This is a genomic window from Parabacteroides sp. B2-S-102 (genome assembly GCF_023656665.1).
GTDB classification, from domain to species: domain Bacteria; phylum Bacteroidota; class Bacteroidia; order Bacteroidales; family Tannerellaceae; genus Parabacteroides; species Parabacteroides distasonis.
This window is the reverse complement of sequence record NZ_JAMOKM010000001.1, coordinates 622,941-645,635: the sequence shown is the minus strand read 5'-3', so window position 1 is coordinate 645,635 and position 22,695 is coordinate 622,941. Positions and strand designations below refer to the sequence as shown.

Genomic DNA, 22,695 nt, shown 5'->3' with positions numbered 1-22,695 from the left:
CAAAAGTACTATAATTAAACGAATGGATTTCTTTTTCGATAAACAATCAAGGGCTTAATTTAGTTATATTAAAAAACTAAAGTTATATGGCATATAAGATCGCGCTTTTTGGTGCTAAACCCTACGACATCGCTTCTTTCGATAAGATCAATGAGCGGTATGAGTTCGATATTCGTTACTATAAAGGACATTTGAATATCAATAATGTCGTCTTAACCCAAGGGGTAGACGCTGTATGTATTTTCGTGAACGACACGGCTGATGCCGCCGTAATAGACGCTTTGGTTGCCAATGGCGTGAAACTGTTGGCGCTTCGTTGCGCCGGTTTTAATAATGTGGATTTGAATGCCGCCAGAGGGAAATTACCGGTCGTACGCGTACCGGCCTACTCACCCTATGCGGTCGCTGAATATACGTTGGCCTTGATGTTATCGTTAAACCGTAAGATACACCGGGCATACTGGCGTACGAGAGATGGCAACTTCTCCTTGAATGGCTTGATGGGATTTGATATGCATGGCAAGACCGCCGGTATTATCGGTACCGGAAAGATCGCCAAGATATTGATTCATATCTTAAAAGGATTGGGGATGCGTGTATTGGCAAACGACCTGTATCCAGATGAGAAATTCGCCAAGGAGGAAGGGATCACCTATGTCTCTTTAGACGAGTTATACAAAGAGTCCGATATCATTTCCTTGCATTGCCCGTTGACCGACCAGACCCGTTATCTGATCAACGACGATTCGATCGCCAAGATGAAAGACGGCGTAATGATTATCAATACGGGACGCGGGTTACTGATCCATACCAACGCCTTGATCGAGGGATTGAAGACCAAGAAAGTATCTGCCGCTGGATTGGATGTCTACGAGGAGGAGGGAGACTATTTCTACGAGGATAAATCGGATAAGATTATCGATGATGATGTCTTGGCCCGTCTGCTCTCGTTCAACAATGTGATCGTTACTTCCCATCAGGCGTTTTTCACGAAAGAGGCTCTGCATAATATCGCCGATACTACCTTGCGGAACATCAAGGATTTCGAGGAAGGCTGTCCCTTAGTGAACGAAGTGACCAAGTAAATTCTAAAAAGGAACTATTATTTATCGCTGATTTATTATATTTTTGTGGCCATTGCTTGGTGGGAACCCAGCAATGGCTTTTTTAATTCAGAGGTATATATATGGAAATAGATAGTCAGACAGGTTTGGTGTTGGAAGGTGGCGGAATGCGTGCCATATTTACGGTGGGAGTATTGGATTATTTTATGGATCATGATATTTGGTTTCCTTATACGATCGGAGTATCGGCGGGCGCGAGTAACGGAATCTCGTATGCTTCCCGCCAGCGGGGACGCTCTCGTTTTAGCAATATCGACCTATTGAAGAAATATAATTACATAGGTCTTCGTCATTTCTTACGGGGAAGGGGATATATCGATCTGAATTTCTTGTTTTATGTCTATCCGGATTTGTATTATCCGTTGGATTACGATACCTATTTCAAGTCCAAGGATCGGTTCGTTATGGTCACGAGCAATTGCTTGACGGGTAAAGCGGAATATTTCGAGGAGAAGAAAGATAAGAAACGTTTGGTGGATATCTGTAAAGCATCTTGCACCTTACCGATCCTCTGTCCAATTACGTATGTAGACGGGATACCGATGGTCGACGGAGGCGTATGCGATGCCATCCCTATCCGACGGGCTATCGCCGACGGCTTCTCCAAGAACGTCATCATCCTTACCCGTAACAAAGGCTATCGGAAAGAAGAGAAAGATTTTTACCTTCCCGGCTTTATTTATAACAAATACCCGGCGATCCGGGAACAGTTGCGACTACGATACCGGCGGTACAACGAGGTCTTGGATTACATAGACCAACTGGAGGCCGAAGGAAAAGCCTTCGTCATCCGTCCGCAAAGCCCGATTAAAGTCGGCCGTACCGGAAGCGACACAAAGAAACTGGAAGAACTATATGAGGAAGGCTACGAATGCGGAAAACAAATCACTCAATTGTAGAGACGGGGCATGCCCCGTCTCATCCCCTCAAAACAGTATTTTATTTACAACCTTGCAAATCCTTACTTAACCGCATAGCGCAGAAATTAGGACCGCACATCGTACAGTACTCTCCATCCGTAACAGCACTCTCCTTATAATACTGTAAAGCCCTTTCCGGGTCCAAGGACAAATTGAACTGGTCTTTCCAGCGGAAATCAAAACGGGCCTTGCTCAACGCGTTATCACGTACTTGAGCGCCGGGATGCCCTTTCGCCAAGTCAGCGGCATGCGCCGCTATCTTATAAGCGACCACCCCATTACGCACGTCTTCCTTATTCGGCAATCCCAAATGTTCCTTCGGCGTAACATAGCAGATCATAGCCGTCCCATGCCAAGCGATTTGCGCGCCACCGATAGCCGACGTGATATGATCGTATCCGGGAGCGATATCGGTCGTCAACGGACCCAGCGTATAGAACGGCGCTCCATGGCAGGCATACTGTTGTTCCTTCATATTCTCATGAATCTTATTCATGGGAACATGGCCCGGGCCTTCGATAATCACTTGTACGAACTGCTCCCAAGCTATTTTCGTCAGTTCTCCCATCGTGTGAAGCTCGGCGAATTGTGCCGCGTCGTTCGCGTCATAGATAGAACCGGGACGAAGCCCGTCTCCGATAGAGACCGCCACGTCATATGCCTTTAGTATCTCGCAGATTTCGGCGAAATGTGTGTACAGGAAGTTTTCCTCGTCATGAAGCTGCATCCATTTGGCCATGATCGATCCGCCTCTGGAGACAATCCCCGTCAGGCGAGTCGCCGTCAGCTCCACATGTTTACGCAACAAACCCGCGTGGATCGTGAAATAATCCACGCCCTGTTCCGCCTGCTCGATCAACGTATCCCGATAGATCTCCCAAGAAAGGTCCTCTACCTTACCATTCACCTTCTCCAAGGCTTGATAAATAGGAACCGTACCCATCGGAACCGGGCAGTTACGAATAATCCACTCGCGCGTCTCATGGATATTATCGCCGGTAGAGAGATCCATCAACGTGTCTCCGCCCCATTTACAACTCCATATCGCCTTCTCGATCTCCTCGTCGATACCGGAGGAAAGAGCGGAGTTACCGATATTGGTATTGATCTTTACCAAGAACTTCTTACCGATAATCATCGGCTCGGCTTCCGGGTGATTGATATTCGCCGGGATGATCGCGCGACCGGCGGCGATTTCCTTGCGGACGAACTCCGGCGTGATATAAGACTTCAGTCCCAAAGCCTCGATTTGCTGGTTCTCACGAATCGCCACGTACTCCATTTCCGGAGTGATAATACGCTTCTTCGCATAATACATCTGGGTGATATTCTTACCCTCTTTAGCCCGGAAAGGCAAGTGTCGCTTGGGAAAACGGAGAGAATCCAGACTCGCGTTCGCCAATCGCTCACGACCATAAGCGGAAGTCAATTCCGGCAATTGAACCATATCCTTACGCTTACCGTACCACTCCTCACGTATACGAGGAAGTCCTTTAGCGATATCAATCGATATCTTGGGGTCGGAATACGGGCCGCTCGTATCGTAAACGATTACCGGATTGTTCTTCTTGAAGGTTCGCTCTCCATGCTCATCCAAGGTTACCGTGTCCAACAACTTAATCTTACGCATACCTACCTTGATCTTATTGATCTCGCCCGGGACATAAATCTTTTCCGAGGACGGATAGGAAATACGCATATTCTTTTTAGTAGCCATATGTATTTAGTTTAGTACTTATTGATTTCCTCTATAAACCGGCGGGTTTCCTCCACGGGATCGGGGGCATTGATAATCGCGCCCGAAACAGCGATTCCGGTTATACCCGTCTCCATCAAAGGGCCTACGTCTTCCAACGTAATACCACCTATCGCAAAGATAGGAATATCAATGCCAGCCTCCTTGCATTGAGCGATAATTTTACGATAACCTTCCAGACCTAAGATGGGACTCAAATTCTTCTTGGTACCCGTAAAGCGATACGGCCCTAGTCCGATATACGAGGCGCCTCGTTCTACGGCCAGCCGGATATCCTCGAACGTGTTAGCCGTAGCCCCGATATAGAAGATGGCATTGGAATCTAACTTGTCTCTCAGTACTTCCCAAGCGATATCCAAGGGCATATCATTCTTACCCAGATGACAAGCCGTAGCGCCACATGTCACGGCAGCCTCCAGATCATCGTTTACGCAGAAATCCACGATTCGCTCACATTCGTCCGCGCAGATAGTGGCACATTTACGTACGGTATCCTCATAGATCCCGTCTTTCATACGCAATTGTATCCACGAACATCCTCCTTGGATTGCCATGCGTACCTCGTCGCATTCCGTATATTTAGGTGTACGATGCGTTATAAACATCAAGCGGTTACTCCCACCAAAAGGAGGGCGTAATCCGGTTGTTCTCCGACCGACTCTTCCATTCTCATCATATCCGAAATAATAATTTAAGGCCATACTTGTAATCGTTTGAATTGTTTTATGAGTTGATCCGCAACAAGAAGGGAGGGATCGTTTCCCCAAAGGGCCCCGAGAACGGCGACACCGCCGAAGGGGATATCTCTTAATTTCGTTATTGTTTGTGAGCAGATTCCTCCCAAGGCGATCACCTTATCATCGATGATGCCCTTTGCGTTTCGCAATCCATCTAAGGAGAATCCGCTACCATATCTTTCTTTGGATATACTCTGAAAGATCGGGCTAAGGAACACATAGTCGCATACCGGTTTATACTCGATAATCTCTTCCAGACTATGGCAAGAACGACTTATACTACCTTTATATAAAGGTGGAGCTTCCGGGTTCCTCTTGTTCAAATGGATTCCTCCTAAAGCCCTTTCTTCTGCCAAGGTAAACCAATCATGAAGAACGATCCTGTCGTAATAAGCCGGAGAGATCTTATCCAATAAGCCCTCCAATTCATCACGTTTACAATCCGGTTTACGTAGATGTAAACGAGACATTCCTTCCGCGAATAGAAGTTCGATCAAAGAAGCTTCATCCGCGAAAAAATAAGGTGTAGTAATTACGACCAGCTTATTCATGATTCCATCGGATTTTATGAAGGGCAGAGGGTGAGAAGAAGTGGTTTACAGGTCCGTGCCCTTTTCCCATGCATACATTTGCCCCGTGAACGAGCGCGTTATTCATATATTCCTTGGCTAATCGTACGGCTTCCACCAATGAATGGCCGAGTGCCATATAAGCGGCGATGGCGGACGATAGCGTACAGCCCGTTCCATGGGTATTGAAGGTCTCCACTGTTGGCGAGGCCAGACAAATCGGATTATTCTCATTGATAAATAACCGATCCACCGTTTCTACTCCGGGAATATGCCCCCCTTTGATCAATATAGCGTTACATCCTTTTTCCTGCAATTTCCGGGCGGCACATAAGATATCCGCCTCGTTATTGATTTTTATACCGGAAAGATATTCCGTCTCGGGAATATTCGGAGTAAGCAGTGTCGCTTTAGGGAACAACTCATCCATGATGGTTCGGATGGCGTCATCCTCCAATAATTTACTTCCGCTCGTGGATATCATCACCGGATCTAAAATGATAGAAGTTCGTCGGAAGGAAGGTAAAGTCTCAGATACAACCTTTACGGCATCCTTGTTATGTAGCATCCCTATTTTTATGGCATCTACGATGAAGTCCTCAAGAATAGCTTCGATTTGTCCTCTCAAAATCTCGGGAGAGATCGCTTGGATCCCTCGCACCCCCTGTGTGTTTTGAGCGGTTATAGCCGTTATCGCCGAGGCTCCAAAAACACCCAGCGAGGAAAAAGTCTTAATATCCGCTTGTATTCCGGCACCACCGCCACTATCAGAGCCAGCGATCGTTAAAGCTACCGGATAACGGTACGTTTCATTTTTATCCATTTAACATTCGTTTTTCTTACGGCGGCATTACCCGCATCAAGTAGTAAGGGTATGATCTCAGCCCATATAGTATGGCACCCCTTCGATGACGCAAACTTAGTGAAAAAAATCGATATTAAGATATTTCCGGCTTTTAAACGATAATTTTAACGCAAGGTTATACTTCCATAGATCGTAGACGGGAGCCTTCTGGTTTTAGAAGGCTTCCGTCATATTCATATAAACCGCCATTCCTTTTTGGTTCGGGTCTTTGCCTACGTCTAGGCGGAAGTTCTTGCCGGGTTGCATTTGGATACGTAGGCCTACGCCGTAGTTGAATTTCCACTTATTCCAGTCTACGATAGGAGCGTTTCCGATCGTACCCGTGCCAACCCAACCTACAAAACCACACTTCGCCCAGAAATTACCGCTCTTATATTTCTCCACGCTGCCGAACATATGACGATACTCCAGAATCCCATACGCCATGGTCTTGTCACGGTACTTCCCCCAATAATATCCGCGAAGATCGAAAGGGGAACCAAATGAAGGAAGCTCCGTAAAAGGAACGTTCCCCACACCGATTTGTGTCTTGGCGATCCATGCCAAGGTGCTACGAGGACGAAATACTTGCTGGAATTGGCGGTATTCCAGTTCGAACATCTCATAATTATATGCACCGCCTAAATACTTTCCGTACACCTTGGCGATCGCGCTTAGTAACATACCGGAACTTGGGGTCGCCACATCATTTCGTGTATCGTATTGAATCAAGCCGCCGACACCGATATTGACATAATCTCGTTTGAACTTATTGAAATAAGGATCTTCGGCCATCACCGGGTTGATATCATCTGATTTGCTGAAATTAATATCAAAAAGAGGACCCGTATATAAATGAGGCCTAACTTCCCATACGAAACGGGGATATAGTTGGAAAGAACTCTTATGGAATTTCGTTGTCGAGTCGCTCTTCTCGATTTGCTCGATCGTCTCATAGCCTTTCCCGAAATAATGCGAAGGTTCGTTCCGATAACCGTAACTGATATAAATACGGAAGCGATTCTCGTTGAAGAATAAGGTACCAGCACCGGCAAAAACGAACGTCCCGTTTAAGGTGATGTTAAATCCCGCAGGGATAAACGATCGTTGGGATATCGTATCATTCTTGTTTAAGCGAAAGCTAGCCAAAACCGCGCCACCTACGCCAAAGGAGGCTTCCGGCGTGTAAGACGGTCCGCCAAGGATAGACCACCAGATCCTTTTGTTGGCCCGTATGGAGTCTTTATGTAATTGTTTATGATAACGTTGTATTTGCTTTTCGGTCATAGGCTTACCGTCCAGCATCAGCACTTCTTTCGGAATCGTGTCATTGGAAATACCTTGCGCCTTTACGGAAAAGGCGAATAGAAGGCAGGCCATATAAATTAAAAGATATCTAAACATTATTTTAATCAATATTTAGAGGGCAAAAGTACGAAATCCTCCTAATATGTATTCTTAAAGAATCCCTAATAAAAAAGAATAAACAGCTAAAAAGAAATGCTATTACAGTCTGGGGGGTGTAGAGACGTAGCGTGCGTGCTGCGTCTCTAAAGCTAAGATTGGTATAAGACCTTGCCCTCTTCGGATATTAACAGCAAGGTTAGTTCGCCGTCGGGAAGGATAGGAGCGCAATACGATTTACATTTTTGTAAAAGTAATGGGAAGAAACGATTTTGATCTTTTTCCGTAAGAAGCTCCCATAATTCACGGGCCAACGTAATCCGATTGATTGCATCTACGGTCGCCTCCTCGCATTTCGCTTCTTTCGCTACATCTTGAAGGAAGCCTTTGTTCATGACGACTTTTTTGCTGTGTGTATCCAGGAAACCTTCCGCAAGTTTCACCGCCTTGCCGATCATGATGCCTAAGATAACCTGCTTGAAACCTAAATCGGCAGCGATCTTTAGCGTCTCTCCGATAAAATTCCCGTAATGGACGAATGATTGTGGAGGCAAAGAAGCGTATAAGCTCCGAAGGTAGCGTTCACTCTTCGCCCCGGAATTAATAACCAACGTCTCGCAACCTATCGCTTTGGCGACACTGGCTTCTTTCCGTATCGAGGCGATAAAAGCGTCCGATGAGAAAGGACGCACGATTCCGGATGTCCCGATAATAGAGATTCCCCCGATAATTCCAAGTTTCGGATTGAAGGTACGTTTCGCCAACTCCTCGCCACCGGGAACCGAGACCGTGACAATAGCGACGGAATCGGGTGAGGGCAGGAGTGGAATCAGCTCTTGCCGGATCATCTTACGGGGCGTGGCGTTTATAGCCGGGCCACCGACTTTCAAGCCGAGTCCCGGAAGGGTCACGGTTCCGACTCCTTCACCTGCTTGGAAGATGACTCTTCCCGTATCGTCGCTTTCTGTTTCTTGACAATGTTCTTCTTGTGCCATTACCGTGGCACAACCGGATGCATCGGGAGATAATTGAACAGTAACCCGGATCCGGCTATGATTCGTCACGTCCGGATCATCCCCAGACTCCTTGATCACGGTACAGGTGGCGGAGGAACACCCGGCCCATTCGGTATAGGCTACCGGCAACGTTATCTGTTCTCCCGAGGGTAATGTTATCTGGCTTTCTGTTTGTTCCTTCCGTGATAATAAGGCCAATAAAGCAGCTTTTGCGGCGGCGGTAGCACAAGCTCCGGTCGTATATCCGCTTTTCAAGGGAAAGAATTCTGGTAATAGGCGTTCAATTTGTTTACGCAATCCGTCTTCACCATACACTCGGTAGAAAGTTTCCGGTAATGCGGGACGCTTCACGACAAATACTGGTATTCCGAATTGGCGGGCAGCGTTCACTTTATCCGTAAAATAGCCGGAGAAACCACTTTCCTTTGTCAAGATCGCATCCGGATGGAGTTGCTCCAACAACTTTAACTCATCCTCACCTTCTCGATAGAAAACCAGACGTTCTTGGGGGAAGCCCTGCTTTTCGGCCAACGACAAAGATTCCTCCCGCTCCAATATACGGAACCAAGTGGTATGCGATCGCCAATAAGGGCGGAGCGGGGCAAGGGTGTTCACGCCACTGAGGGCAAGTAGCCGTTGGATACCTTTGTTTTCCATTTGGTGAATTGCGTCTGCATAACTATCGCACCAAATCAAGTCCTCATCACGAGGTGGATACCGACGTTCGTAACGGATCACCGGAATCTGTAAACATTTCGATACTTTTTCGATCGTTTGGTGTAACACTTGAGCGAAAGGGTGTGCCGCATCAATCAATAGCTTAATCGCGTGGTCACGACAAAAACACTCCATTTCCTCCGCATTCATGGCTCCGGTCAAACGGATTCCATGCGCGCATTCAATGGATTGCAAAGTTCCTTTCGTAGAATAGTAATAGGTAGCGGCTGCCTCGTCCGCTACCCGCACAGCCACACGACCTTCTGTCGTTCCTCCAAGGATCAGTATCATTACTTACGGAAAAGATGTTTGAATTCATCCGCATATAAGCGGGATAGACCCTTGCGATTATCGATGGCATCCCCGACGACAAGTAATGTTGTCAGTGTAAGATGATTCTCTTTTACGATTTTCGCGAGATCTTTCAGTTGCCCACGGTAGATCCGCTCGTCTTTCCATGTCAATTTATAGCAAGCGGCTACCGGAGTGGTTGGAGCGTAATGTCGCGATAATTCCTCTTGGACCTTCTCTACGACACCGGCGCTTAAGAAAATACACATCGTACTTTGGCTTTGAGCCAGTTTGTGCAGTTGCTCTTTCTCAGGCATGGGCGTACGTCCTTCGCCACGAGTGAGGATGATCGTTTGTACTTTCTCCGGAATCGTGAACTGAGAATAAAGAGCGGCGGCGGCGGCTTGGAAAGAGGAGATACCCGGAGTGATATGATAATCCATCCCGTATTGATCAAAGTAATTCATTTGCTCTTGAATAGCTCCATAAATGCAAGGATCGCCCGTGTGCAAACGAACGACAAACAATCCTTTATCATAAAACTCTTTCATCAACGCAAACTGTTCTTCCAGATTCATATCCGCCGAGCTTCGCACCGTAGCGCCTGCCTTTGCGCATAAGGTAAGTTCTTTCGGGACGAGGCTTCCAGCATACAGGATCAAATCAGCTTTCTCCAACATTTGCCGCCCGCGGATAGAGATCAAGTCCGGATCGCCGGGACCGGCTCCTACGATCTCGATATGTCCCTCACGGCAGGCCGTCCGATCTAACGCTACGGCAAAGGTATATTCATTTCCTTTCCCTAAATCCGCTTTTTGCTTCTCGACCAAAAGCGGACCGCCATGAGCCGCATAAATGGCGGAAGCTTCCGATACACTTGGGGATTCGGTTACCTCCAGTACCTTCTCCGAGGGATTGGGTACCGGGATATCTTTCAGATCCTCTGATGTATAGGTGTGGAAAGGGCATTCCATAACTCCATAAGCCAGTAATGTCAGCACCGGTTCGCATTTCTTCAAATCGATTGTATTTACATCCGCCAAAGCTTCCGGATATAGGCGTTTATTACACAATACATCTTTAATATGTTCGTAAACGACCGTAGGATCGCCTTGCATATCCTTGCGGCAACCCATTCCTAGGTGGAGGACTTTCGGTATATAGGTGATCGTAGGGATGGATGTATCGTATTGTTGGGGACTGACGATCATCAATAACTCATAGTCTTGCTGCGGTATCGCCTCGAAGGAATAAAAGATAGAGACATGAGACGGGACCGTACGCTCCAAATAATCCGTTCCTTTATCTCGTATATCAAGGAGTAGCGCTGTCGGTTTTCCATTGACAAAAGTGGAGATGGCGGCATTGCTATCTTTGGCGATCAAGGTCCAATCGTATTTCTTCCCTAATGTATCGAGCGCCCATAGGTTTGCGTTGTCGCTTTGTGTCGTAATAATCGCTTCGGCTCCTAATAGGTTCGCTAACTCTTTGGAAAGATCGTTCGCTCCACCGATATGTCCGGATAAAACAGGAATCACGTATTTGCCGGTACTATCTATACAAACCACGGCCGGATCGGTATGTTTATCTTCCGCGAAGGGAGCGATACTGCGTACGCAAATTCCCATCGCTCCAATAAATACCAAACTACTGGATTCGTGAAAAACCTCTTTTGAGAAAGAGCCGAATGGTAAGATCTTCGCCTCGGGATAAGAAGCAAGAATTCGCTCAGCAAGCACCCGGCTGCTATCGGATATTGGAATAATTGATATTGTATTCATAATTTATAAATAACATTCACGGTAATCGTATTAAAATCATCAATCGTGATACGGGTTTGGGCGGATATCCGAAGACCGGTTTGGCGGACCGCTTCCTCTAAAAGCGCTTTGCTTTCGTCGGATACGGAGTTGAAGACGATGACACCGTTCTCTTTCATCTTTTTGGAAACTACCATAAGGATCTCCACTAATTTCCCGCCATGTCCGCCGATAAAGATTGCATCCGGAGCCTCCAACGCTGATAAATCCACCGATAAGAAATCTCCGATTATAGCCTCGATACCCGGAGTCCCAAAACGACAGCAATTCTCAGTCATTAACTTTCGTCCCTCTTCCCGGATCTCAAAACTCGTGATATGCAAATGCGGGAACAGCAATTTAGCCTCTATCGAGACAGAACCCGTGCAAAAGCCGATATCCCAAAAACGTTCCCGGTTTCTCAGATCCAGCATGCTTAAAGATAACAAACGGATCGGCATTTTGGTTATCATCTTCTCCCGTCCGTTCAAATGCTCGAACGCGGAATCCGGCAGGCCGAATTTACGGGAATGCCCGTCACGCTCTTTCTTTAGGATCAAGCAATTCGGATGAACGAAATTATTCATTGCCGCGGCTTGTATACTGAATTGGCGGATGCTCTGCCGTTCGGTATTTCCTAACCGTTCTCCCACGAACATGGTATAATTATCATAGCCGTATTCCAGCATCCGGCGAGCGATAGTCGTAGGCGTATGTTCCCGATCCGTGAGCACGCCTATCTTAGACGCACTTTCGATCAAGGCACGATCGAACTCGTGCCAAGGCCGTCCGGTAAGGGAGACGATCCGCATATCGTGGTAAGGCATCAATAGATTTTGTGCCAAGAGTTGCAAGGAATTAAATGACGGGTACAGGCGGATTTGCGTATCCGGCAATCGGTTTTGAATCGTAACGGCGAATCCGAAAAACAAAGGATCTCCGGAAGCGAATACAACGATACTTTCCCGACCGTCGTACGAACGATAGCGATCGAAGACCTCGTCCAACGGGACTTTTATATCGATCCAGTCCGCTTTCTCGGGCAAGAGCGAACGTACGATCTCATGATGCCGCACGCCTCCGGAGAACACCCGGTGGGACGAGATTATCTCCAATATCTCCGGCGGAAAGTATTGCCGCATATTATCATCCAGCCCTATGACATAAAATCGGTTCATACGTCTCTTCCCGGCTTTAATTGTTCTGCGTCATTAAAACAAAGGATGGCATTCACTAGCGTAGCCGCTAAATTACTACCTCCTTTACGACCTTCCACGATTAGTTTCGGTATACCGATAAAAGGTTTCACCATATGTTTGGATTCCTGCACATGTACGAAACCTACCGGAGCCGCGATAATGCCAGCTGGAGTGGCTTTACCTTTACGTATTAAATCGCATAATTCCATAAGGGCGGTCGGGGCGTTCCCGAAGACAAACAGAGCGGTCGGATGCTCTTCCACGGCCCGACGAATACCGGCTTGGGTACGGGTAATTCCTTTGCTCGAAGCCATCTCAGCGACCCGCTCGTCTTGAAGGTAGCATTTCACTTCGACACCCAGACGTTGCAGAGCTCCCTTACGAATGCCGGAAGCAGCCATCGTGACATCGGTGATGATCGTAGGAACTTCCCCGCCGCTGATCTTATTATATAATGTAGAGACTGCATCCGGGTCGGCATAAAGGATATTTTCCATATCGAAATCGGCCGTCGTATGAATGGCATGGAGTAACGCCCATTTCTTATCCAACGGGATCTTTTGGTTTTTCAATTCCTTCTCGATCGTACGGAAACTACGGATCATGATGTCCTGTCCGATACCCGTATCCATTTTCTTTTGTTTGATCTCGCCATAATATCCCCGGGGAGTGATCATATGATTCCCGGAAAGATATGTTTGTGAGTTTCCGATCAAGACTACCGTAAACATATCGATCTGCTCGGGGTCCAGATCTGCGAGCGTAGTGACGAATACTTCTTGCTCCTCCCGTCCGGCCTGACGTACATAACCGACCGGAGTCTCCGGCTTGCGTTCTTGCAGAAACAATTCTTTTAAGCGATAGAGTTGCCAATAACGTCCCTCGCTTTTCGGATTATAGATCGCCGTAACAAAATCGGCCATGGCCGCCGCACGAATCCGTTTCTCGATCCGTTCCCAAGGAGTCATCAAGTCAGAGAGGGAAATCACACAGAAATCATGTCCGATAGGAGCGCCAAGCAAGGACGCAGCTTTCTGGAAAGCGCTGATGCCCGGATACGACTCGATCTCGATCTCGCTTCCGGATTCTTTCTTCATCTCATAAATCAGAGGAGTCATACCATAAATGCCGGCGTCACCGGAACTGATCACACAAACCGTCTTTCCCTCGTTCGCATAAGCGAAAGCTTGCTCGGCACGAGCTTGCTCACGTTTCATACCTGTATCTATACATTCCGTTCCCTCACGAAGCAAGTGGGTGATAAAACGGAAATAATATTTATATCCTATGATGACATCCGAGCTTTGGATAGCGGCCAAAACCGCAGGCGTTATATCGGCCTCGCTACCGGGGCCGATTCCGGCGACTATAATCTTGCCTTTATTCATTCAAATCTATTTTATAATACAATGTTCTCAATAAATATAATACAAATATACAGGCTTTACTTCTTTCTTCTCGCTTTTCGCCTGATATATTTTATCGCAAGCCATACACCGGATAAGGAAACGAACGTGCCTCCCAACATGGTTCCCCACATCACGATATTCCATAAGACCGGATGATCTACCAAGAATTTCAGATTCAAGCTATGCAATGCCGGATACATCCAATGGTTCCAACGAGACGGCGTATTTACATAACGGTATTGTCCATTACGGGGATTAATGTAATAACAACTATTATCCACGTCTTGAATAGATACTTTCCAGACCGGGAGTTCTAAATTCCTTTTTCGTGAGATATAATACGTATCATAAGCATCCAACAGTTTGATATCAGCCGTGGTCCCGATACCATGTATCTGAGACAATACGGAACGGATTTCTTCCGGTCGCAGGTTCAATAAAGATATCCCGTCACTCTTATTTGCGTTCACGACAATATCCTTCGTGTCTGTTTGTACGATGTAAAAGGGTATATCACCAAAACTACTCCATTCCAATTGACGGATCTGGCCGGGATAGGCTTGTATGACCGCCCTGTAATCCAACGGATAATCGAGTGGGGAAGGAGCCATCTTCCGCAGTTCTTGAACCGGGTTTATATCGAGCTTGGCTTTCAACCCCCAATCCTGTACACGAGCCAAAGACATCATACCACTAAAGCAGAAGGTGAGGACGAATAAACCGAATAACACCCCAAGAATATGATGCCATTTATACCAGAACTTCTTATAAGGGGAAATCAAATGACGTCTCCTCGCTAACCGGAAATCCCGTATTCCTAAATAGATCCCGGCGATACACATAACGCACCCGATTCCGGATAACCAGACAACTACCTTTATCCATAATTCAGCGTCTTGCCGCAAGGAAGTGAAATAGACCCAATGAGGGATCGCCCCGAGCCAAGCCCAGAAACGACTGTTTTTATCCGTATATTGCAAAACCTCCCCGGATTTAGAGGATATGTATAATTCATGTCGTTCCGGATCGGCGAAATGGAATTTATAGATCGGAAATTCCTCTTTTAAACGACCGAATGGAATCCATTGGTCCAAGGTGTACAAGGAATCTACCTTCGCTATGGAAGAGGTATTCCATAGTGATGCCACACGTTGGATATGATTCCAGTCGATTACGGGTAATCTTTCCGTCGAGTCGGCAGGAATATCATAGCTCCCTTTCTCCGTCCGGAGATGAAAAACAGTTTGTCCCAAATAGCTGTTTAAGGTAACATGGCTTATCCGCTCGTTCTGCGGTAAACGTTTCTCTATCTGGTCTAACGAAGGAAGATTCTCCGGAGAGAGAATATCCATCTTCGCCCGTTTATCGGCCCGGTCCGCTCGCGGGAACGTATGGTAGATCATTACCAATCCCGATAGGAACCAAACGAGGAACAGGATACTGAGCGCCGTGCCCAGTATCCTGTGTATAAATTGCATGATCTTTGTCAATAGATTCATGAGCGTATGTTCTATATATTATAATGTATAGGAGATAGCCACTTGGAAATTACGAGGCATGCTTGGCACCATCTGTTGTCCGAGCGCTTGGTTATAATAATTGTTGTCAAACAAGTTATTCAAGTTGAATGTAAGGTGAATATTGTTGTTCAACAAATAAGACATACCGAAATCGGTTACCCAATACGGATCGAACCAAGAGTTGTTAGATGTATTACGGTATACTTTACCGGTATAACTGCTACTCAAGTGAAATTCCAGATTCTTCAAGACACCCCGAGGGATGGTATAACTGCCGTATGCGTAGAAAGTCTGGTTCGGTACGTTGCTCTGCCAGTTTCCTTCTTGGCTATTCAATTGTTGCTTTGTCTCATCCGGGTTATTGCCATAGATAGCCTCGATCAATTCCGGATCCTTTATTTCTTTCATCTCCCGGATCTTGGAGTCGTTCAATCCATAACCGATCGTCAGCGCTAAGGTGCTTACCGGAGAAAGAGTGACATCAAAATCAAAACCCTTGGAATCTTGTACACCCACCTGTCCGATTACGCTCTTCGTGGTAGTCTCGCCGTTTACCTCCACTTGATAGTTGTTGGTCAACGTAGCCGTACTGTTCATCTTCCGGATATAGAACAAGCTGGCATTGGCGCTTAATATATTGTTCAATTGATATTTAAGACCCACCTCGGCTTGGTATCCTTTCTCCGGCTTAAATACTTCCTCATTGCGAGCAGGCTCGAAACGATTTCCATCACCTCCTACATAAATGACGTTATCTTGATAGAACGTACGGATCGGCTTGAAGAAAGAGGCGAAAGACGCATAAATGGATGTATTCGGATGGGGCAGATAGACCGCTCCGAAACGATAGGTCAACGCCTTATTCTTTATCATATTGAAGCTTGAATGCTCCTCATACTCACGTCGTCCGGTAGGAGTTGTAGCGCTGGCGGACATATAACGGAAAAAGTCGTAACGTAGAGCGGCTAATACCTTCCATTGCTCGTTGAACTCAACCATATCTTGAAGATAAAGGCTGTTGGAATAATGATGCGTAACCGTTGCTTTCGAGAATTTACTGGTCATATATCCCATGCTATGCGGATCATAAACGGATACATGCGAATAAAGGCCGGGACCCTGAACATCATCTCCTAAATTATAGCCCGAATAGCTGGTACGATTCAAGGCGACGAAAGAGTAACCTCCCATATACGTATGCTTTATCTCACCCGTCCTGAATTTACCGCTTAGCTCGAGCGTATTGGCTACCGTCTTGGCTATATGGGAGAAGCGAAGCGGGAAAGAAAGATATACACTGTCCAAACAGATATATTTTTTCTGGCCATTTTTCATATAATAATGATCATAGATCGGATCATCACTTTCGAGATAGTCGAGGGCTTCCGTCCCAAAATAGTTGATATCGTCGTTATTGTAAGAAAGGCGATCTGTTAGTTTCGCACCGTTCCAAAAAGTATGTGTGTACTGCGTTGATATGTTCCAAGCGTGATTCTTCATAAAGTCGGACTCGTTATTGTAGCGAGCCTCACGGTCAAGTCCCGGTAGCATATCATTTTTATGGAGATATAACTGTCCTGTTTGCACATTATATACATCATTTGCCATTAAATCGGGAAGACCAATCTCCGTTCCATAGAAGTCGCGGTTAAAACCTCCACGAACATCTAATAGGTCACGTTCCGTCATTTTAGCTTGCAATGCCAGATAACCGGAAAAGCGACGGTTGCCATTATCACGCCAGCCCTCTTGATCGGAAAAGTTGACATTGGCGTAATAATTGACCGGACCGACCAATTTACCGCCCATGCCAAGCGTCGCCTCTTTATTCTCGTAACTACCATAGGCCAATCGGGCGTTAACGCTCTGTTTCTCTGACGGGGATTTACGAACGATATTCAAGGTTCCACCTACGGCTGAATGTCCGTAAAGTACAGAAGCCGGTCCCTTTAATAATTCAATAGACTCGATACAGGATAGATCGGGTACGGGATAAGAGTTGTTTATTGCCGAACGTTCATCGCGGATACCGTCTATCATCATGATAGAATGATCGAAACCACGGATCGACAATTGTTGAAATGCGCCATAAGATGTCTGGAATCGCACGCCCGGCATAAAGCGTACCGCATCTTGGATATTACGGATACCTCGCAACTCCAAACTACTCGCCGTAATGCTATTAATTGAAATAGGAAGATATTTCATAGGTACGTCCAACTTCGTGATTTGTGGACGTGGCTTGCGTGCGGCGGTCGCTACAACTTCTTGAATATTGAATGTCGTATCGGCGAAATTCGTGTACTCATTCTTGTGTTGTGCCTGCATCGTACTGAGACATAAGGCTGTCAACGGTAAGATTGTCAAAACTCTTTTCATATATTTAGCATTATAACTGTTTATTGTATGCATGTGAAATCCCTTTCGAAAGAAATTCCATTTTCCTTCGAATGAAAATTTAGTTTCTTTCGGAAGGAATTACTTTTTCTTCCGAAAGGAATAAAAAACATTGTGTAGTGAACTTTTTTAGTCCTTCTCTACCGCATAAGCTTTCTTCTTATCAACGATATCGATCATCTTATGTTTAGCCATGAAACGGGCATGTTCGATGAAGATCTTCTGGATATCCGGATTCTGTCCCAGACCTTCCATAAATACGCTTACCTCGTAGCCTTTCTTTTCCAATTCCTCTTTCCAATCACCGGCGATATCGTTTTTCGCATGGTCTCCGGCAACAAACATAAATGGTATCAACAAGACTTTCTTCGTTCCATTGGCCTTTACTTGGGCTACCATCGTATCAAAAGTAGGATAGCCCTCGATGGTTCCTACGGAATAATCCTTGAATCCCTTCTCCTTCAACATATAATCCAACATAGCATATTGGGCCGTCGCCGGTGTATAAGTGCCATGGCCTACCAATAAAGTAGCGCCTTCTTTCGCCCCATTTTTTATGATAGCGGCGATTACCGCCTCATAATCCTCCGGTGTATACAATAAAGGATTACCGATACGAATCTCCTTGAAAGAAGATTTCATGGTGGCAACATCCTTACGTAAGGATTCCATCTCGATACCTTCGATTATATTCGTGGATTGGATTAAGACATGTGTATAACCATCAGTCTTTAATTTTTCCAAGGCCTCGATCGGGTTCAGTTTCTCTACGCCACGAGCTTTTAAGCGGCGCATTACAATGCGAGAAGTCCATGCCTCACGCAACTCAACATCTTTGAAAGCTTCTTTCGCTTTTTGATTGATCGCGTCGATTGTCAAGGCACGGGTATCATCATGGGTTGTTCCAAAATGTACCATCAATAAAGCGGCCTTATCGCCCGGTTGTAAAGAGGCGAATAAATCGGATGCTACAAAATTCTCGCCATCGTGCGCACGACAAACTAGGCTGATGACCAGCAGGAAGAAAGATAGTAAGTGTTTCCTCATCATATGAATATATTAATAATTAGATTACATATCAATCCCACGGAGACAACGTATTATTCCGTCTCCAACATCTTTTAGATATAGGTGATATTTCTATCCTCTTAATTACTCCTAACCCCGGGAGGAATTAATCATTACTTCGCTTGGCAGGTTTCCTGACTGGCTCGGAAAGCAACCTTCCCATCTTTCTTAAGACAGTGGCATAGCAGAACGCTTTCCTTTTCAAGAGCTTCACAGTAGCGGGCACTGTTCCGGATTCTAACCGGATTCCCTTTTATAGAATTGTCGGTAGACAAACTCTATCACCTAAGCGGTCGCAAATTTATATAAATAATCCCGAAAAGTAACAACATCTTTCAAAGAATCCCTGTTTCAATAGCATCTTTTTTGTTTAACATCAAATAAATAGATATGGAATGGATAACTAATTTACTTCAACATTATCCGGAGCTAGCTATTTTCATAACCTTAGCTCTCGGTTTCTGGATTGGCAAGTTTAAGATAAAGAAGTTCACGCTGGGAACGGTTACCAGCGTATTATTGGTCGGTGTATTGATCGGGCAATTAAAAATCGATATAAGCGGACCGTTAAAGTCCGTCTTTTTCTTGATGTTCCTCTTCGCTGTAGGATATAGTGTTGGGCCACAGTTCTTCCGGGGATTGAAAAAGGAAGGTCTTCCTCAAATGCTTTTCGCCGCCGTCATGTGTATATTTTGTTTGATCGCTCCTTTTTTGTTAGCGAAACTTATGGGATATAACGCAGGCGAGGCCGCAGGATTATTGGCGGGCTCCCAGACGATGTCGGCAGTATTAGGAGTTGCCGAAGATACGATCGGACAGATGAATATTAGCGATACGGATAAAAGCGCTATGGTAAATGTAATGCCCGTGGCCTATGCGGTAACTTATATTTTCGGTACGGCAGGATCCGCATGGTTGGTGAGTGATATCGGGCCACGTCTTTTAGGAGGACTCGACTACGTGAAAAAAGCCTGTAAAGAGCTAGAGGCTAAAATGGGAAATAACGACGAGAGCGAGCAACCGGGCTTTATGCCTGCCGCCCGTCCGGTAACTTTCCGGGCCTATAAGATTAGTAATGAATGGTTCAAGGAGGGTAAAAGCGTAAAGCAGTTGGAGGAATATCTGGACCAATTAGGACGGCATTTGTTCGTGGAGCGTGTCCGTATTAATAATGTACTAACCGATGTTAAACCGGATTTGGTTTTACATACCGGAAATGAGGTTGTCCTAAGCGGTCGCCGGGAATTCGTGATCGGAGAGGAGAACTGGATTGGCGATGAGGTCAATGACATTGAATTGCTCGATTTTCCGGCAGAGACGTTACCCGTACTAGTGATCCATAAGGAATACGTGGGGAAAAAGATCTGCTATTTACGCAATCAATCGTTCATGCACGGTGTTAGCGTCAAGTCCATAAGGCGTGCGGGTATCAATATCCCGGTCTTGGCCGCTACGGTGATAGATTCCGGTGATATGTTGGAATTGGTGGGTATGAAATCAGAGGTAAATAAAGCGGCTACGACTTTAGGATATCCCGATCGCCCAACCAATCAGACCGATTTGATTTTCGTGGGTATCGGTATTTTCTTAGGGGGAATTTTAGGTTCGCTCGCGATTCATTTCGGAGGTGTCCCGATCAGCCTGAGTACGAGTGGCGGCGCTTTGATAGCCGGACTCGTCTTTGGATGGCTTCGTTCCAAGCATCCGACCTTCGGGCGTATTCCAGAGCCTTCCGTCTGGATATTAAATAATTTGGGACTGAATATGTTTATCGCCGTAGTCGGTATCACGGCGGGTCCCAGTTTCGTGACCGGATTGAAGGAAGTCGGTATAAGTTTATTTATTATCGGTGCTTTAGCGACATCTATCCCGCTTATCATCGGTATTCTGATGGGACGTTACGTTTTTAAGTTCCACCCGGCTATCACTTTAGGTTGCACGGCAGGTTCACGTACGACAACCGCCGCATTAGGAGCGGTGGAAGATGCCGTAGGAAGTGAGACTCCAGCCTTAGGCTATACCGTTACCTATGCGGTGGGTAATACTTTATTAATCATCTGGGGTGTCGTTATTGTGCTAATCATGTAATATATATAATGTATGGACAAGAAGAAAATACATGTCACGAGAGAATATGAGAAAAAGATGTCGGAGATTAGCCCTTTCGAGCTAAAGAACATCTTGATAGAGTTAGCGGATGAGAGCGCTCGTAAAAGTACGCACATCATGCTGAACGCAGGAAGGGGAAATCCAAACTGGATCAGTACGGTTCCACGGGAGGCATTCTTCCTATTAGGGCAGTTCGCCTTGGAGGAATGCCAGCGGGAAACCGAATTGGCAGATGAGATGGCCGGAGCCGCAGGGGTTCCCAACCGCAAAAGGATCGCGTCTCGCTTCGTACAGTTTCTAAAGAAACATGCGCAATCTCCCGGCGCTACTTTATTGAAGGGTACCTATGAATATCTGGTCACGGAAAAAGGTGTAGATGAGAATGAGCTTGTATATGAATGGGCGGAAGGTGTCATTGGTGATCAATATCCGGTTCCCGATCGTATCTTGAAATATACGGAAATGCTCGTGCGGGATTATTTAGACCAAGAATTATGTGACAACCGGCCCCCCGAGGGAGTATTCGACCTTTTCGCTGCCGAAGGCGGAACTGCCGCCATGTGTTACATCTTCGATTCCTTGCAGCAGAATTTCTTGTTGAATAAGGGAGACAAGATCGTCCTTTTCGCTCCGGTATTCACTCCTTATATAGAGATTCCGGAACAGGCCCGTTATCTTTTTAATGTCATAGAGATAAAAGCTTTGAAGATGACAAAAGACGGCTATCACACGTGGCAATATCAAGAAAAGGATTTAGATGTCCTAAAAGATCCTAGCGTGAAAGCCGCTTTCATAACAAACCCGAGCAACCCGCCTTCATACGGATTGACAAAAGCATTGATGAATAGGATCGTTGAGATCGTACGGAACGACAATCCCAACCTTATGATTATTACGGATGACGTGTATGCGACATTTATTCCGCATTTTCGCTCGATGATGGCCGAATTACCAAAGAATACGTTATGTGTCTATTCTTTCTCCAAATATTTCGGGGCAACCGGATGGAGATTGGCGATAATCGCTTTACATCAAGATAATATTTACGACCGGATGATCCGTGAATTGCCAAGAGATAAACAGGAGCTTCTAAAAAAACGATATAGCAGTCTATCCTTACATCCCGAGGATATCCGCTTTATTGATCGTATGGTAGCCGATAGCCGTCAAGTAGCCTTGAATCATACGGCCGGTCTTTCCCTGCCACAACAAACACAAATGTCTCTGTTTGCGTCTTTCGCTCTATTAGATGCGGAAAATACCTATAAGAAAAGGATGCAGGATATGATCCACGAGCGTTTACACACATTGTGGGAAAGCACCGGATTCACCTTATTAGATGACCCTTTGCGTGCGGGATATTATAGCGAGATCGATATGCTTGTCTGGGCTAAGAAATTCTATGGGGATGATTTCGTGGAATATCTAAAAAAGAATTACGAACCTCTGGATGTCGTTTTCCGTCTGGCACAGGAAACTTCCTTGGTTTTACTGAACGGAGGAGGTTTTGATGCTCCCGAGTGGTCTATCCGCGCATCTTTAGCCAACCTTAAACGGGAAGATTATGTCCGGATCGGAAAGGGTATCGCATCTATTTTGCATAGTTATGCCCAAAGATGGAAAGAAAGTCTCGATAAGTAGAAAAAACAGCTCCAAGGCTTGAACAAAACGGGCTAATGGTACGTTTTATTAATAAACGTGCGATTAGCCCGTTTTTCTAAGTTATCCGGGAGATTATAAATAACCTCTATAACCTCATAGAAATTATCGAACAAATTGTATTTCATTATATTATATATTTGTTGATAATAAAAAC

The 22,695-nt window shown here is 45.8% G+C and carries 16 protein-coding genes and 2 riboswitches; of the genes, 4 read left to right on the top strand and 12 right to left on the bottom strand.

Features of this window, described 5'->3' with window-relative positions; all coding sequences use genetic code 11:
• Positions 1–86 precede the first annotated feature (86 nt).
• Together NBH07_RS02745 and NBH07_RS02740 are read left to right on the top strand one after the other, a co-directional pair.
• Positions 87–1,085, top strand: a complete 999-nt coding sequence (locus NBH07_RS02745; RefSeq protein WP_156682659.1) for a 2-hydroxyacid dehydrogenase — start codon at positions 87–89, stop codon at positions 1,083–1,085.
• 101 nt (positions 1,086–1,186) lie between these two features.
• Complete coding sequence (locus NBH07_RS02740; RefSeq protein WP_005857012.1) at positions 1,187–2,023, top strand: patatin-like phospholipase family protein; 837 nt, start codon at positions 1,187–1,189, stop codon at positions 2,021–2,023.
• 40 nt (positions 2,024–2,063) lie between these two features.
• Here the strand turns inward: NBH07_RS02740 and thiC are convergent, their stop codons facing one another.
• The 12 genes from thiC to NBH07_RS02680 form a co-directional block, all read right to left on the bottom strand.
• On the bottom strand, positions 2,064–3,761 hold the full coding sequence (gene thiC / locus NBH07_RS02735) for a phosphomethylpyrimidine synthase ThiC (protein WP_156682660.1): 1,698 nt from the start codon (positions 3,759–3,761) through the stop codon (positions 2,064–2,066).
• Between the two features lie 11 nt (positions 3,762–3,772).
• Positions 3,773–4,501: a thiamine phosphate synthase gene (locus NBH07_RS02730; RefSeq protein WP_130882171.1), complete on the bottom strand. Its 729-nt coding sequence runs from the start codon at positions 4,499–4,501 to the stop codon at positions 3,773–3,775.
• Positions 4,492–5,088, bottom strand: a complete 597-nt coding sequence (locus NBH07_RS02725) for a thiamine phosphate synthase (protein ID WP_156682661.1) — start codon at positions 5,086–5,088, stop codon at positions 4,492–4,494. Before NBH07_RS02725 ends, NBH07_RS02730 begins: the two co-directional genes overlap by 10 nt.
• Positions 5,081–5,929 carry a bifunctional hydroxymethylpyrimidine kinase/phosphomethylpyrimidine kinase gene (gene thiD / locus NBH07_RS02720; protein WP_009017435.1) on the bottom strand — a complete coding sequence of 283 codons (849 nt, stop codon included), beginning with the start codon at positions 5,927–5,929 and terminating at the stop codon, positions 5,081–5,083. Before thiD ends, NBH07_RS02725 begins: the two co-directional genes overlap by 8 nt.
• Positions 5,924–6,021, bottom strand: a riboswitch (TPP riboswitch). It overlaps the preceding gene by 6 nt.
• 103 nt (positions 6,022–6,124) lie before the next feature.
• Complete coding sequence (locus tag NBH07_RS02715) at positions 6,125–7,354, bottom strand: BamA/TamA family outer membrane protein (protein WP_005862328.1); 1,230 nt, start codon at positions 7,352–7,354, stop codon at positions 6,125–6,127.
• A gap of 152 nt (positions 7,355–7,506) precedes the next feature.
• Positions 7,507–9,378, bottom strand: coding sequence for a cobalt-precorrin-5B (C(1))-methyltransferase CbiD (gene cbiD, locus NBH07_RS02710; protein ID WP_009017437.1), 1,872 nt, complete (start codon positions 9,376–9,378; stop codon positions 7,507–7,509).
• Positions 9,378–11,159 (bottom strand): precorrin-4 C(11)-methyltransferase, encoded by a 1,782-nt coding sequence (cobM, locus tag NBH07_RS02705; RefSeq protein WP_154394865.1) that lies wholly within the window; start codon positions 11,157–11,159, stop codon positions 9,378–9,380. The genes cbiD and cobM overlap by 1 nt, the downstream gene beginning before the upstream one ends.
• Complete coding sequence (gene cbiE, locus NBH07_RS02700; protein ID WP_156682662.1) at positions 11,156–12,355, bottom strand: precorrin-6y C5,15-methyltransferase (decarboxylating) subunit CbiE; 1,200 nt, start codon at positions 12,353–12,355, stop codon at positions 11,156–11,158. Before cbiE ends, cobM begins: the two co-directional genes overlap by 4 nt.
• Entirely contained in the window at positions 12,352–13,764 is a 1,413-nt protein-coding gene (cobJ, locus tag NBH07_RS02695; protein WP_156682663.1) for a precorrin-3B C(17)-methyltransferase, read from the bottom strand. Before cobJ ends, cbiE begins: the two co-directional genes overlap by 4 nt.
• 56 nt (positions 13,765–13,820) lie before the next feature.
• The gene (locus tag NBH07_RS02690) at positions 13,821–15,284 is read right to left on the bottom strand and encodes a PepSY domain-containing protein (protein ID WP_005862323.1); all 1,464 of its coding nucleotides are present in this window, start codon (positions 15,282–15,284) and stop codon (positions 13,821–13,823) included.
• An 18-nt stretch (positions 15,285–15,302) separates the two neighbouring features.
• Entirely contained in the window at positions 15,303–17,684 is a 2,382-nt protein-coding gene (locus NBH07_RS02685) for a TonB-dependent receptor (protein WP_156682664.1), read from the bottom strand.
• A 147-nt stretch (positions 17,685–17,831) separates the two neighbouring features.
• Positions 17,832–18,749 carry a sirohydrochlorin cobaltochelatase gene (locus NBH07_RS02680; protein ID WP_039848656.1) on the bottom strand — a complete coding sequence of 306 codons (918 nt, stop codon included), beginning with the start codon at positions 18,747–18,749 and terminating at the stop codon, positions 17,832–17,834.
• A gap of 128 nt (positions 18,750–18,877) precedes the next feature.
• A riboswitch (cobalamin riboswitch) is annotated at positions 18,878–19,075 on the bottom strand.
• 85 nt (positions 19,076–19,160) lie between these two features.
• Between NBH07_RS02680 and aspT the strand changes: the two genes are divergently transcribed.
• Both aspT and NBH07_RS02670 read left to right on the top strand, forming a co-directional pair.
• Positions 19,161–20,858: an aspartate-alanine antiporter gene (aspT, locus tag NBH07_RS02675; RefSeq protein ID WP_009017443.1), complete on the top strand. Its 1,698-nt coding sequence runs from the start codon at positions 19,161–19,163 to the stop codon at positions 20,856–20,858.
• Between the two features lie 12 nt (positions 20,859–20,870).
• Positions 20,871–22,520 (top strand): bifunctional aspartate transaminase/aspartate 4-decarboxylase, encoded by a 1,650-nt coding sequence (locus NBH07_RS02670; protein WP_009017444.1) that lies wholly within the window; start codon positions 20,871–20,873, stop codon positions 22,518–22,520.
• Positions 22,521–22,695 lie beyond the last annotated feature (175 nt).